The sequence below is a fragment of the Streptomyces sp. NPDC003635 genome (assembly GCF_053587635.1).
Map to the genome: position 1 here is coordinate 1 of NZ_JBSFOK010000004.1, position 12,894 is coordinate 12,894.

Annotated in this window: 12 protein-coding genes and 1 riboswitch; of the genes, 6 read left to right on the plus strand and 6 right to left on the minus strand. The window is 72.2% G+C overall.

From position 1 onward, the window contains the following. Positions 1 to 91: 91 nt before the first annotated feature. On the minus strand, positions 92 to 979 hold the full coding sequence (locus ACWDRW_RS05295) for a DUF4429 domain-containing protein (RefSeq protein WP_451720388.1): 888 nt from the start codon (positions 977 to 979) through the stop codon (positions 92 to 94). Between the two features lie 272 nt (positions 980 to 1,251). Here ACWDRW_RS05295 and ACWDRW_RS05300 point away from each other — a divergent pair, with 272 nt between their 5' ends. Both ACWDRW_RS05300 and ACWDRW_RS05305 read left to right on the plus strand, forming a co-directional pair. Beyond that, a complete protein-coding gene (locus tag ACWDRW_RS05300; protein ID WP_451720391.1) occupies positions 1,252 to 2,535 on the plus strand; it encodes a hypothetical protein in 1,284 nt (427 codons plus the stop codon). 132 nt (positions 2,536 to 2,667) lie between these two features. Further along, on the plus strand, positions 2,668 to 3,195 hold the full coding sequence (locus tag ACWDRW_RS05305) for a DoxX family protein (RefSeq protein WP_451720394.1): 528 nt from the start codon (positions 2,668 to 2,670) through the stop codon (positions 3,193 to 3,195). A 34-nt stretch (positions 3,196 to 3,229) separates the two neighbouring features. Here ACWDRW_RS05305 and ACWDRW_RS05310 read toward each other — a convergent pair whose 3' ends face one another. Both ACWDRW_RS05310 and ACWDRW_RS05315 read right to left on the minus strand, forming a co-directional pair. Beyond that, a complete protein-coding gene (locus tag ACWDRW_RS05310; RefSeq protein WP_451720397.1) occupies positions 3,230 to 3,484 on the minus strand; it encodes a hypothetical protein in 255 nt (84 codons plus the stop codon). Next, positions 3,471 to 4,919 (minus strand): PspC domain-containing protein, encoded by a 1,449-nt coding sequence (locus ACWDRW_RS05315; RefSeq protein ID WP_451720400.1) that lies wholly within the window; start codon positions 4,917 to 4,919, stop codon positions 3,471 to 3,473. Before ACWDRW_RS05315 ends, ACWDRW_RS05310 begins: the two co-directional genes overlap by 14 nt. Positions 4,920 to 5,099: 180 nt before the next feature. On the opposite strand from ACWDRW_RS05315, the gene ACWDRW_RS05320 reads away from it, so the two are divergent. Then, the gene (locus ACWDRW_RS05320; RefSeq protein WP_451720403.1) at positions 5,100 to 6,392 is read left to right on the plus strand and encodes an ATP-binding protein; all 1,293 of its coding nucleotides are present in this window, start codon (positions 5,100 to 5,102) and stop codon (positions 6,390 to 6,392) included. Next, entirely contained in the window at positions 6,389 to 7,099 is a 711-nt protein-coding gene (locus tag ACWDRW_RS05325) for a LuxR C-terminal-related transcriptional regulator (protein ID WP_451720406.1), read from the plus strand. The genes ACWDRW_RS05320 and ACWDRW_RS05325 overlap by 4 nt, the downstream gene beginning before the upstream one ends. A gap of 12 nt (positions 7,100 to 7,111) precedes the next feature. On the opposite strand, the gene ACWDRW_RS05330 is transcribed toward ACWDRW_RS05325, so the two are convergent. Then, complete coding sequence (locus ACWDRW_RS05330; protein ID WP_451720409.1) at positions 7,112 to 8,173, minus strand: NlpC/P60 family protein; 1,062 nt, start codon at positions 8,171 to 8,173, stop codon at positions 7,112 to 7,114. Between the two features lie 415 nt (positions 8,174 to 8,588). On the opposite strand from ACWDRW_RS05330, the gene ACWDRW_RS05335 reads away from it, so the two are divergent. Then, positions 8,589 to 8,942, plus strand: coding sequence for a hypothetical protein (locus tag ACWDRW_RS05335; RefSeq protein WP_451720412.1), 354 nt, complete (start codon positions 8,589 to 8,591; stop codon positions 8,940 to 8,942). On the opposite strand, the gene ACWDRW_RS05340 is transcribed toward ACWDRW_RS05335, so the two are convergent. Both ACWDRW_RS05340 and ACWDRW_RS05345 read right to left on the minus strand, forming a co-directional pair. Continuing rightward, a complete protein-coding gene (locus ACWDRW_RS05340; protein WP_451720414.1) occupies positions 8,920 to 9,927 on the minus strand; it encodes a tellurite resistance/C4-dicarboxylate transporter family protein in 1,008 nt (335 codons plus the stop codon). The two genes, ACWDRW_RS05335 and ACWDRW_RS05340, sit on opposite strands and share 23 nt — an antisense overlap. A 230-nt stretch (positions 9,928 to 10,157) precedes the next feature. Further along, positions 10,158 to 11,360 carry an NlpC/P60 family protein gene (locus ACWDRW_RS05345; protein WP_451720417.1) on the minus strand — a complete coding sequence of 401 codons (1,203 nt, stop codon included), beginning with the start codon at positions 11,358 to 11,360 and terminating at the stop codon, positions 10,158 to 10,160. Between the two features lie 8 nt (positions 11,361 to 11,368). Beyond that, positions 11,369 to 11,539, minus strand: a riboswitch (cyclic di-AMP (ydaO/yuaA leader). Positions 11,540 to 11,806: 267 nt separating this feature from the next. Here ACWDRW_RS05345 and ACWDRW_RS05350 point away from each other — a divergent pair. Further along, entirely contained in the window at positions 11,807 to 12,883 is a 1,077-nt protein-coding gene (locus ACWDRW_RS05350; protein ID WP_451720420.1) for a ScyD/ScyE family protein, read from the plus strand. Positions 12,884 to 12,894: the final 11 nt, after the last annotated feature.

A 12,894-nucleotide genomic window follows, 5' to 3' on the forward strand; every position in this document is an offset into this window, starting at 1 on the left:
AAGTACATCCAGTACGAGGGCTTGCACCCGGCACGCCGAGAGCACGCACCGGACGCCGCTCCTTGACGGGCAAACGTTGCCTGACGCGGCACTAGAAGCCCCTGAGCACCGCCGCCTTGGTCATGGCGAACTCCTCGTCCGTGAGCACCCCGTCGCGGTGCAGCTCGCCCAACTCCCGCAGCCTGCGCAGGAGTACGTCGTGATGGTCGGCCTGGGGCGGCACGGCGGCGGTGAGCGGCCGGGCGCGCTCGGCGTACGCCGCCCCGGCGCGGGTGGAGGGGTGCGGCAGGCGGGCGGTCACCGCGGTGGCGACCAGCGCGGTGAGCAGGTCGCGCCGGGCGCTGCCCCACAGGTCGAGGGCGTAGGGATCCTTCTCGGGCGGGAGTTTGGAGAACGCCGTCTCCCGGGTCACGAACCGCAGGAAGCCGTCCTCGTAGCCGGAGTTGGGCAGCCACTCGACGTCGACGACGTCGGCGATGTTGAGGATCCGGGGCCCGGTGGCCCGTTTGACCCGGTCCGAGGTGTCGTTCCAGTCGACGCGCACCTGGATCCCGTCGAAGGAGACCACGCCGTCGGAGGAGCGCACCGAGACCGGGACCGGGGGACCGGGGAGCAGATAGGCCTTGGTGGGCTCGTTCGGGATCTGGTCCAGCAGCAGGGCATGGCGGATCTCCTCGGCCACGTACTCGGCCACCCCGGCGCGGTCCACGTCCACCGCGAGCCGGTACGGATCCGCGGCCTCCGGCAACCGTCCGCCGGTGGCCTGAAGCAGCGGGTCGGCGCCCTCGCGCAACCGCAGCCGCAGCCGCCCGCGCTTGCGTTCGGGCTCGAAGACGACCCCGGCGACGGCCTCCAGCGGCACGGCGATCTCCCCGTACGTCTGCCGGAACAGCGGCACCGAGCGGTGCAGACCCGGCGTGATCCTGACCGTGGTGCCGTCGAAGGCCCAGGTCCCGTCGCGCTGGATGATCTCGGCCATAGGGGAATTCTCCCAGCCGGGTCAACACGGCGGCCGCTGTGTCACACCCGCTTCGGCCTCGGCGCGCGGGACCTGCCGGGCGAGCGGATGTTCGCTCGGTCATGCTCGCGCTCGTGTGAGCTGGGCGGTTGGTCCGAGGCTCCCCTCGATCCCGTCCCCGGCCCTCCCACGGACCGGACCTGGCGGGCGCGGCCGGGGTGGCGTAGGGCACAATTCGCTGGCGTCGCACTGGAGTTGTTGCGGCACGGAGCGCGGGGAAGGCGGCATCGGACGTGGCGGTGCAGGAGGCGAGACAGGGCACGGACCCGGGTACGGGCGCGCACGCGGGTGGCTGCGCCTGCGGGGACTGTCCGCACGGAGCGCGTGCGGGGCACCGGCGCGCGGTCGCCGAATTCCTGCTGATGCGGGACGAGTTCGCGGCCGGACAGGGCCTTCCCGCGGCCGTCGCGCACTCGGCCTCGGCGTCCCGGCAGTGGGTCTCGGAGGAGCTCACGCAATCCGCCGAACTGGTCGCCGAACGCGGCCGTGCCGAGGGCGAGGCCTGGCTGTCCCGCCTGTGGCGGCACACCGCGTACACGGTGTGGGCCCTGGTGGTCGTGCTGCTTCTGGCGCAGGCGCTCACCGCGATCGGCGCGGGCTGGACGAGCGCCCGTACGGCCGGACTGCTGGCCGGGGCGGTCACGGCGGGCGCGCTGACCGCGGCCTCCTGGTTCCACCGTGCCCGGGGCGGAGTGCTGGCCCCCGTCATCGGTGAGGACAACCGGCTGTCCACCTCCCGCGCGGTCGCGGCGGCCTGGGTGCTGTTCCTGGCGTACGCGGTGCTCGTCCTGGTGGGCCGCCTCGCCGCCGCTTCCGACCCCGCCGAACGCGACGCGCTGATCTCGGGCTTCGAACTGGCCCGCGGCGCCGGGGTCGTGACGGTCCTGGCGGTGGTGTGCGCGGTCGCGATGCTGGTCCGCCGGGTGGTGGGGCTGCGTGTGCTCGGCCAGCGCCTGCAGAAGGCGCGGGCGGACCGCCCCCGCGCCGCCGATCTCCTGACGGACGACGCGGGCCGGGGCACGTTCGCCGATATCCAGTACGTGGTGATCAGCGCGGTGGCCCTGCTCTTCGCCGCCGTACGCCTCGCCCGCCGCCCCGACCAGCTCCCCGACCTCCCCTGGGGCCTCGCCGTCGTGGTCCTGATCTCCGCGGCGACCTACCTCGCCGGAAAGTACGCCGAGGGCGGCCGACCGGTCATCCTCTCCGTGGTCCGCTCCCGCGAGGCCGGCGATCTGGACGGTCCCATCCGCACGGGCGACGACATCGAGATCCGCGGCGCCGGCTTCGTACCGCCCGGCGCCGGCACCGCCGAACGTCTCTCCCGCATGGTCGTCCGCATCGGCCCCGTCAACGTCCACGTCCCGCTGATCCCGGTCAGGGGAGGCTTCAGCAACCCCACCGACACGGTCCTGACGGTCCCGGTCCCGGCGGACGTGGAACCGGGACGGGTCGAGGTGCAGGTCGTGACGGCCGCGGGGGTCGAGACGGGGCGCTACGCGATCGATGTGACGGAGTGAGCGCGTCCCGTTTGGACAGGGGCGAAAAACCGTCAACCCGGAGAAAATGGTCTGGTCAGGATTGAGCGGGCCCCACGCGGTGTACGTATCGTCCCTTGAGGGGCACGTCCCGACGGGCGAGAGGCGGCACCGATGACTCACGGCTTCCGTACCGACACGCACTCCCCCTATCTGGACGGCCGTCGTGACTGGCGTGACCTGGCCTCCCAGTACGCCCTCCTCCCGCTCCGCATCTTCCTGGGCGTCACCTTCGTCTACGCCTCCCTCGACAAGATCCTCGGCGGAGAGTTCCTGAAGGACTCCGGCTCCGGCTCCATCGGCGACCAGATGCGCGCCGTCCGTGACTCCTCCGCCATCCCCTCCCTGGTCGACCTCGGTCTGGAGAACCCCGTCGCCTTCGGCTGGGCCATCGCCCTCGGCGAGCTGGCCGTCGGCATCGGCACCCTCCTCGGCCTCTTCGCGCGTATCGCGGCTCTCGGCGGTGCCCTCCTCTCGCTCAGCCTGTGGCTGACGATGAGCTGGGCCGCCGATCCCTACTACTTCGGCAACGACCTCCCGTACCTGATGGCCTGGCTGCCCCTCATCCTCGCGGGCGCTCCCTACCTGTCCCTGGACGCGATGATCCGGGCTCGCAAACGGCAGCGCGCCGGTTACGTGTAGGCGGCGGGCCCGGTCGCCCGGGCCCCGCCCCGGGTCAGAGCCGAGCCTCCCGCTCCGGACGCGGCGCCCCCGCACCGCCCGCCGAACGGCCCGCCCGGCGGTTCCTGCGTATGCCCCGGGCCAGGAGCGCGATCGCGCCCGCCAGAACCAGGCCTCCCATCACCAACGGGATCACCACGAACCACGGGGTCTCCCAGGCGTCGCCCGCGTCACCGAAGTAGATGAGGCCCGCCAGCGCCAGGAAGGCGCCCGCGACCAGCCGCCCGGGCTGGAACTCATGACACCGCACGGCTCACCTCCGCCTGTCCCACGCCCACATTGAGGTCGAGTTCGATGGTGCCCGCGGGCTCGGACCCCTTGTCCGGCTTCAGCGTCACGTCCTTGTGCTTGTCCGGCGCCACGTCCACGTCCTCCTTGCCGTCGCCCGGGAGCTGGATGTCGCCCACGCCCACGTCGATGCTCACCTTCACCGTCACCTCCGGCGGCACGATCACCTTCAGCTGACCCACGCCCACTTCGGCGCCGGTGGTCACCGTCTTGCCCTTGGCGACCTCCAGCCCGCGCAGATCGAGCGTGCCGACGCCCGTGCCGAGGTCGTAGCGCGGCTCGACGGCCGCCGCCGTGGCCGGCTTCCACGTCGTGCGTATCCACTCGGTGCCGATGTCCTTCGGCAGGGCGGCCGAGGCGGCCAGCAGGCCCGCGGTGACGACCGCCAGGAAGATCGACCCGGCTCCCGTGCGGCCCCGGAACGCGCTGACGGCGATGCCGAGACCGAAGACGACCAGCGCGCAGGACAGGCCGGTCTGGAGGCTGGTGCCGAGGGGACGGTCGTCCCACGTCACCCGGGTGCCGATACCGCCCGCGACCAGCGCCAGCAGGAAGATCCAGCCGCCGATCCAGCGCTGCCCCCGCCGCTTGGCCGGCTCGGTGGGCCGGGCGCGCAGATCCTCCCGGAGGTGCACGTAGTCCGGGCCGAGGCTGATGTTCACCGCCGCCGCGATGTCGCGGTCGCGGGAGTCCCGGGGCCCCCACAGATAGCCGGTGCCGCCGTCGTGCGTGCCGTCCTTGACGATGGGGTCGCGCCACCAGGAGGGGTAGGCGGCGGGCACCGGCGGCGCCTGGGCCTCCGGCGGAGCGTCGGCGACGGCCTGCGCGGCCAGCGGATCGGGGTCCGCGCCACCGCGCTGCCGCGACCAGTACCCGGCGCCCGCGAGCAGCAGCGAGAGTATGACGGCGAAGCTGAGCACCCCGCCGTTGGTCATCATCGTCAGGAAGACTCCACAGCCGACCAGCGCGAACAGCACCGCCGTCAGCGCCTGGCCGTCGACCCGGCCGGTCAGGAGCCGGCGCACCTCGTTCTGCTCGTCGTCCTCGTACGGGATGAGGAGCCAGGCGAAGCCGTAGAAGATCAGGCCGAGGCCGCCGGTCGCGGAGAGCACGGCGAGGGTGATCCGGAAGATCACCGGGTCCATGTCGCACTGCCGGCCGAGCCCCGCGCACACCCCCGCGAGCATCTTGTGCCGCCGGTCCCGCCGGAACCGGGCGGGCGGCTCCGCGCCCCCTCCCTCTTCCTGCCCGGGCGCCCGCCCGTGCGTGTGCGAGCCTCCGCCCGCGCCGGGAGCCGGGTCCGCGGCGGGCGCGGCATCCTGCGGCCCGGCGCCCGCTGCGGGGCGCGGGCCGGAGCCGGGTCCCGGACCCGTCGCGGCGTGCTCGTGATCAGTCATGCGTCCATGGTGACGGGCGCGGCGCCCCGGCGGCAGTGGGAACGACCCTGGCCGGACCCTGATATCGCCCCTGAGCCGGCGCCCGGGACGCGTTCGACCCGGCACGCGGCGCGAAGATCGGGGGAGTCTCGGGGGTCAACCCTGATGCTCCGCCCGGTCGGGCGTGTGACCATCGATGGCATGTCGGAAGCCGCAAGCGCGCCCCTCGTCGAGCCGCGGCCGCCGCGCAAGCTCTACCGCAGCAGCGACGGACGCTGGCTCGGAGGCGTGGCGCGGGGGCTCGCCGGGCATCTCGGGCTGCCCGTGATCTGGGTGCGGCTCGTCTTCGTCGGACTGTTCATGGCGGACGGCCTCGGCGCGCTGCTGTACGCGGCCTTCTGGTTCTTCGTGCCCCTCGGCGTCGGCGGTGTCGCCGGGCAGAAGCCGCCCTCCCTGGTCACCGCGGAGACCTCGGCGGACGGTCGGCGCAGACTGGTCGCGCGCAAGCCGGACAAGGGCCAGATCGTCGCCCTGCTCCTCATGGTCGTGGTGGCCATGATCTTCGTCAGCAGTGTGAATCTCGGCAGCGGCGCCCAGGCCTACCTCCTGCCCGCCGTGCTCGTCGCCGCGGGCGTCGCCCTGGTCTGGCGGCAGGCGGACAACGCCCGCCGGGCCCGCTGGATGGAGGTCGGCCGCCGCCGGCGCACCCTGACCCTGCTGCGCGCGGCCGGCGGAGTGCTGCTGGTCACCGCCGGTGTCTCCGGCGTCTTCGTGCTCCAGGGATCCGCCGCCCACCTCGGCTCCGTGCTCCAGGCGGCCCTCGCGGTCCTCGTCGGGATAACGCTCCTCGCGGGGCCGTACCTCGTGCGCATGACCCAGGACCTCTCCGAGGAGCGCCTGATGCGTATCCGTGCCCAGGAGCGCGCGGAGGTCGCGGCCCACGTCCACGACTCGGTGCTGCACACCCTGACCCTGATCCAGCGCAACGCGGAGAACGCGAACGAGGTGCGCCGCCTCGCCCGCGCCCAGGAGCGCGACCTGCGCACCTGGCTCTACAAGCCCGAGGGCACCGGCAAGGACGAGGCCGACGAACCCACCACGCTCGCCGACGCGGTCCGGCGCAACGCCGCCGAGGTGGAGGACAAGCACGGCGTCCCCATCGAGGTCGTCGTCGTGGGCGACTGCCCCCTCGACGAGAGGATCGGCGCACAGATGCAGGCGGCGCGCGAAGCGATGGTGAACGCCGCGAAGTACGGTGGCGAGGGCGGCGCCGTGCAGGTCTACGCAGAGGTCGAGGGAAAGACGGTCTTCGTGTCCGTCAGGGACCGCGGCCCGGGCTTCGATCTCGACTCGATACCCGCCGACCGCATGGGCGTCAGAGAATCGATCATCGGCCGGATGGAGCGCAACGGCGGCACGGCACGGCTGCGCCAGGTGCCCGACGGCGGCACGGAGGTCGAACTGGAGATGGAGAGGGCGGAGAAGACGTCATGAGCGACGAGGCGAACGGTACGGCGGAGGCCATCGGCAGTGCGGGCGAGCGCCGCGTCCGTGTGGTCCTCGTCGACGACCACCGTATGTTCCGCACGGGAGTCCAGGCCGAGATCGGCCGGACCGAGCAGACCGGCGTCGAGGTCGTAGGGGAGGCCGCGGACGTCGACCAGGCGGTCACGGTCATCACCGCGACCCGCCCCGAGGTCGTCCTCCTCGACGTGCATCTGCCGGGCGGCGGCGGAGTCGAAGTGCTGCGCCGCTGCGCTCCGTTGATGGCCGACGCCGAGCAGCCGGTGCGGTTCCTCGCGCTGTCCGTGTCGGACGCCGCGGAGGATGTGATCGGCGTGATCCGGGGCGGCGCGCGGGGCTATGTGACCAAGACGATCACCGGTACCGACCTGATCGACTCGATCTTCCGGGTGCAGGAGGGCGACGCGGTCTTCTCGCCCCGGCTGGCCGGCTTCGTCCTGGACGCCTTCGCCTCCACCGACGCGCCCCCGGTCGACGAGGACCTGGACCGCCTCACCCAACGCGAGCGGGAGGTGCTGCGGCTGATCGCCCGAGGCTATGCCTACAAGGAGATCGCCAAGCAGCTCTTCATCTCGGTGAAGACGGTCGAGTCCCATGTCTCGGCGGTCCTGCGGAAGTTGCAGCTGTCCAACCGGCACGAACTGACCCGGTGGGCGACGGCCCGGCGGCTGGTCTGACGGCCGGGCGCCTCACACCACCCGGGTCGCCCCCGCGAAGGGCATCTCGGTGATCGGCGCCAGGCGTACGGGAGCGGACGGGTTCGGGGCGTGGATCATCTGGCCGTTGCCGACGTAGATGCCGACATGGCTGATCCCGGAGTAGAAGAACACCAGGTCGCCCGGGAGGAGTTCGGAGCGGGAGACCCGGCGTCCCGCGCCGATCTGGGAGTAGGTCGTGCGGGGCAGTGAGACGCCGGCGGCACGATAGGCGGCCTGGGTCAGCCCGGAGCAGTCGAAGGCGTTCGGGCCGGTGGCGCCCCACACATAGGGGCTGCCGAGCTTCTGGTAGGCGTAGGCGACCGCGTCCGCCGCGCGGGAGGTGGGCGCCTGGGCGGTGGCGGAGCCGGGGGCCGTCAGCCCCGCGCGCTCCTGCGACACCCCGCGGGAAGCCCGGCCGGTGCCCTCGTCGAGTTCCGCGCGCTCCTCGGCCGACAGCCGCGACAGCAGCCGGTTGGCCGCGTCCAGCTTCCCGGTGATCGTCTTCTTGTGCCGCTTCAGCTCCGCCTGCCGGGACGTGAGCGAGGCCAGCTCGATGTGCGCGGCGCCGCGCAACTGCTCGATCTCCCGCAGCTGCTTGCGGACGTCCGCGACGGACGCCCGCTGCCGGGTGCCGACCCGCTCGACGAACTCGGCGCCGTCCAGATACCGCTCGGGGTCCTCGGAGAGGGCGAGCTGTACGGCGGGGTCGAGACCACCCTCGCGGTAGTGCGCCGCCGCCATCGAACCGAGCGCGTCGCGGGCGGAGTTGAGCTTGTCCGTCTTGCGCGCGGCCTCGTCCCGCAGCGACTTCAGCCGCGCCTCGGCCGCCTCGGCCTTCTCCTTGGCGCCGTTGTACTTCTCGGTGGCGGTCTCCGCCTCCTGGTACAGCCGGTCCACCTTCGCCTTGACCTGCGCCGGAGTCAGTTCGGGCTCGGCGTGCCCGGTCCCGTCGAAGCCCGTCGCGGTGGCCGCCCCCGCGAGGGCGACCGTCGCGGCCGCACGGACGGTGTTGCCGCCGGCCGAGCGCTGTCGGGGCTTGCGGTGCGCTGCCACGTGGACTGCACGTCCTTTCGCACGACTGCTACGACCGCCCTGAGCTGCACGTCCGGCGGCGGCCCGCACAGGGGGAGCAGGCCACCGCCGGACCTTCTCGGCGGTGGTGGCCGACTGCCGCCCCTGGCCCGGGCGGCGGTGGGGAGCCGGTCACCTGGGGGAGGACGCTAAACCTGGGTGTGTCGGCTCGGTAACGCGTTGTGCGGAACTGCCAAGAGGGGATCGTGCGGTGACCGTAGGTGACCGTGATCCGTGATCGGGGCGGTCGCCTTCACGCTGTGCGATGACCGAAGTGGTGGTTTCGGGGGCGGGTGGGAGTGGCGGGGTGCTATGGAGCGCATATATGCAAGATCGGTCGCCGTGGGGGTGGGCCGGTGTCGGGCGCCCCACGGGCCCCTGATTAGGCTCCGGCCTCATGGACGTACTCATCCATCTCTTCGTCGGCCTGCACATCATCGGCATCGCCTCGCTCCTGGGCGGCTTCCTCACCCAGATGAAGGCGATGGGCCAGGGCACGGCGCGATTCGTGCCGGCGATGCTGCACGGCGCGGCGACGATGCTGGTCACCGGCGTGATCCTGGTCGGGCTGAACCAGGCGGACGACCAGACGGTCGACAACGTCAAGATCGGCGTGAAGCTGGCCCTGCTGATCGTGATCCTCGGTCTCGTCTACGTGAAGCGGGACGACGAGAAGGTGGACAAGAACCTCTTCGGCCTGGTGGGCCTGCTCACCACGGCGAACATCTTCATCGCCGTGCTGTGGACGTGAGCTCGGCCTCCTCGGCCGCGGCGGCGGCGTAGGTCCGCTCCTCCCGCGCCGCCCCCACGGCGACGGCCAGCCAGGCCGCGACGGCGATCCACAGCAGGACCTCGCCGGGGGTCTCGAGCCAGGGCACATCGACGGCGGCGGCCACCGACAGGGTCGCCGCCGCCGTCATGCCGAGGGGGAACACGGTCGACCAGCGGCGGACGTCGTAGCGGGTCCGCGGGCGGACCAGCTCGGCGACGACGAGTACCGCGTACCAGGCCAGGTCGAGCACCAGCAGGGCGACGGTGACCGTGTGCAGGACGTCGTCGGCGTCCTCGTTCCACAGGTACAGCCGCGGCCCGTCGGCGGCGATCAGCTTGGACCCGGCGAGCGCCGAGATGGCCAACGCACCGCCCGCGACCCACTGGTCACCGGCGCCCTCGAACACCTGCCGCGGATCGAACAGGGCGAGGGCGCAGGCGTACAGGACGAGGCCCAGCCAGAACAGCACGAGCGCCGCGTGCGCGAGCCAGGCCGAGGACTCCGCCGCGGCGAGGACGGCGCCGAGCACCGCGAGCCCCTGAGTGGCCACACAGCCGAGGAACACCGCGCCGGGCATCGGGCGCCGCCAGCGCCGTACGACGTAGAGCAGGCCCGGCCACAGCAGCGCGGCCAGGGCCAGCAGCGCCTCGGCCAGGTGCTGCCAGCCCAGCAGGGAGAAGCGGGTGCCGAGCACGGTCGTCGCCGCGACGGCGGTGAGCGCGGCGGGCGTGCCGGCCTCCTGCCGCCAGCGCTCCGGCTGCCCCACCAGTCGTACGACGAAGTCCGCGGCGAGGCCCAGCCAGGCGACGCAGCCCACGGCCAGGGCGATCCGGGACAGGACCTCGTACCCGGTGAGATGCAGTCCGACCGAGACGATGCCGGTCGCCATCACCGCGGCACCGGCCGCCGGAGGACGCAGCGCCCACCAGGCGCGGAGTGAGCGAAGGGCAGAGGTGCCGGGCATGCGGCCGATGCTAAAGATCCCCGGGCGCGTTCCCCGCGGGCCACGCGCGCGTGGGGGACGAAAGCACCCACGCGCGTGAGGCGTGGCCTCCGGGGCCGGACGCGCGCAAGCGGGAGGCACCGAGAAGCAAGCCCCCGCGCCGTGCCTATCGGCTCCGGGCAGGCCGCCCGGGAGCGGGGATCCGGGCGGGGGCATCGGAAGGGACGCCCCCGCGCGCGTGCCGCCCAGGCTCAGGCGGGGCGGACCACGCTGTGGATCGAGCCCTCGCCGTCGTAGTAGATCGACTCCTCGCGCACGTACGTGCCGGGCTTCGGGGCGTGGATCATCATGCCGTTGCCGATGTAGATGCCGACGTGGGTGATGTCGTCGTAGAAGAAGACGAGGTCGCCGGGCCGGGCGTTGGCGAGGGAGACCGTGGTGCCGGCGTTGACCTGGTCGTAGGTGACGCGCGGGATGTCCACGCCCGCGGCCTTCCAGGCGGCCTGGGTGAGGCCCGAGCAGTCGTAGGAGTCCGGGCCCGTGGCGCCCCAGACGTACGGCTTGCCGATCTGCGCGCGGGCGAAGGCGAGCGCCTTCTCGGCCTTCGTGGCGTAGGAGGAGTCCGCCGTGGCGTCGGTCTCGCTGGTGCCGGTCGAGGTGGAGCCGGTCGAGGCGGAGCCGGAGCCGGTGGAGCCGCTCTCCTGCTGCTGGGCCGCCTCCGCGGCCTCCTCGCGGCGCTGCTCCTCCGCCGCCTGCTGCTCAGCCAGCTCGGCCGCCTTGCGCGCGGCCTCCTCCTGCTTCTTGCGCTCGATCTCCGCGAGCCGCGCCTTCTCCTCGGCCGTGAGCTCGGAGAGCAGCTCCCGCGCGTCGGAGAGCTTCTTCTGGACCGTGGACTTGGCGGTCTTCAGATCGCTCTGCGACTCGTTCAGCGTCTGGAGGCTCTCGGTGGCCTCCTGGCGCTTCTTCATCGTCTCGGACTGCTGCGTGATGTAGTCGTCGACCGCTTCCTTCTGACGGCCGGTCATCCGGTTCATCAGCTGGGTCTGGTCGAAGTAGTCCTGCGGGGTGTCGGCCAGCAGGAAAGTCGCGGTGTCGGGGGCGGAGGCACCGGTCCGGTACTGCGCGGCGGCGAAGGAACCGAGTTCCTCCCGCGCGTCGTTGAGCTTCTGGGTGCGCTTGGCGACGTCGTCGAGGAGCGTGTCGACCTGCTTGCGCTGCTTGGTCGTCTTCTCCTTGGCCGCGTTGTACTTCTCGGTCGCCGTCTCCGCCTGGCGGTAGAGGTCATCGACCTTCTTCTCGACCTCTTCGAGACTCGGCTTGTCGTCCGTGGCCGGGCTGGCGTTGGCCGTCTGGGACAGCAGGGCCACGGAGGTGAGAGCGGCGGTGGCCAGAGCAGGGGTGCGTATGCCTGCTACGCGCGTACCGGCGGGACGCGACTTGCGGTGCGACGCCAAGGGAGGCGACTCCTTCCGTACTCCGCCTACCGAGTTAGCTGTCGGGTTCGGGCGGGTGGTTAGGAAGGGTTGCCCTACGACCACGTCCCGGTGAGGGAGTTGGGTCGATTCACCCCAATGTCGGTGGGTCCCCGGCTCCGGTTGCCGTGGGCGGGCAACGGACTCGGCGGAGGCCGCGCGGCCCGGCGGGGTTCGCCGGTGGGGGTCGTACGGCCTGCCCGGCACGGTAGCCAACTCGTGTGGCCCCTGTGAAGGTTGATGGGTGATATGCCCGATACATTTTCGTGACCTTGGGTCAGGGCTTTGCGCGGCGTGGTCAATACGGACGGATCTGCAGCGACATGTACGTATTTTCTTCGGAGTGACGTCTTCCGCCCGCTTCCGGACGCTAGCTTCCAGCCAGCCGCGGTCGTGTGAGCCGCGGTGGGTGAGTAGGGGGTACGGGCATGAGGAAGCGCACGTCACTCGTCGTCGCCACGGGCGTCGCGCTCGCCGCCACGGCGGGCGTCGCGCCCGCCGGCGCGAGCGGGGGAGGGGACGGCCGGCCGGTCGTCCGGGTGATCGCGAGCGGGCTCGACAACCCGCGCCAGCTCTCGTACGACCAGGGGCGGCTGTACGTCGCCGAGGCCGGCCGGGGCGGCGGGAAATGCATCGGTGAGGGGCCGGAGGGGGAGACCTGCGTCGGGCTCACCTCGGCCGTCACCAAGATCTACTGGGACGGGGGCGCGTGGAAGCACCACAGGGTGGTGAAGGGGCTGCCCTCGGGCGCCGCCCCCGACGGCGGCTTCGCCACCGGCGTCGACGGTGTCTCCGCCCGGTACGGCGAGGTGTGGGGCGTGGAGACCTTCGTGCCGCCGGAGGCCGGGGTGCCCACGAGCCCGCCCTGGAACACCCTCGGCAAGCTGCTGCGCATCGGCCACGGGAAGGCGAAGATCGCCGCCGACGTGTCGGCCGTGGAGCTGAAGTACAACCCGCACAAGGCGAGCCTGGAGTCCAACCCGTACGCCGTCCTGGCCCTCCCGGACGGCCGGAAGATCGTCGCGGACGCGGCCGGCAACGACCTCGTCGAGATCTCCAAGTCCGGCAAGGCCCGTCCCCTCACGGTCTTCCCGGACCACAACGGCCGTGAGTCCGTCCCCACGTCCCTGGCGCTCGGCCCCGACGGCAAGCTCTACGTCGGCGAGCTGAACGGCCTCACCGAGAAGCCCACAGCGCGCGTGTGGCGCGTCGACCCCTGGAGCGGCAAGATCCTCGGCTGGAAGTCCGGCTTCGGCCCGATCAGCGGCCTCGCGGTCAACGGCGGCGGCGACCTCTACGTCAGCCAGCTCTTCGGCGGCGTAGTGACGAAGGTCTCGAACGGCAGGCGTACGCACGTGAAGGTGCCGTTCCCCGCGGGCGTCGCCGTCGACCCCCACGACGGAAAGGTCTACGTCTCGGCCTGGTCGGTCGCGGACCGTGACGGCACTGTTCTGGAGGGCGAGAAGACCCCGGGCGGCCAGGTCTGGAAGATCCTCGGCTTCTGAAACCAGCCGAT

Excerpts from the sequence above, each read along its gene's own strand:
- ACWDRW_RS05305 (WP_451720394.1), top strand. The coding sequence starts at position 2,668 with ATGACTCACGGCTTCCGTACCGACACGCACTCCCCCTATCTGGACGGC.
- ACWDRW_RS05350 (WP_451720420.1), top strand. The coding sequence starts at position 11,807 with ATGAGGAAGCGCACGTCACTCGTCGTCGCCACGGGCGTCGCGCTCGCC.
- ACWDRW_RS05320 (WP_451720403.1), top strand. The coding sequence starts at position 5,100 with ATGTCGGAAGCCGCAAGCGCGCCCCTCGTCGAGCCGCGGCCGCCGCGC.
- ACWDRW_RS05340 (WP_451720414.1), bottom strand. The coding sequence starts at position 9,927 with ATGCCCGGCACCTCTGCCCTTCGCTCACTCCGCGCCTGGTGGGCGCTG.
- ACWDRW_RS05295 (WP_451720388.1), bottom strand. The coding sequence starts at position 979 with ATGGCCGAGATCATCCAGCGCGACGGGACCTGGGCCTTCGACGGCACC.
- ACWDRW_RS05335 (WP_451720412.1), top strand. The coding sequence starts at position 8,589 with ATGGACGTACTCATCCATCTCTTCGTCGGCCTGCACATCATCGGCATC.
- ACWDRW_RS05315 (WP_451720400.1), bottom strand. The coding sequence starts at position 4,919 with ATGACTGATCACGAGCACGCCGCGACGGGTCCGGGACCCGGCTCCGGC.
- ACWDRW_RS05325 (WP_451720406.1), top strand. The coding sequence starts at position 6,389 with ATGAGCGACGAGGCGAACGGTACGGCGGAGGCCATCGGCAGTGCGGGC.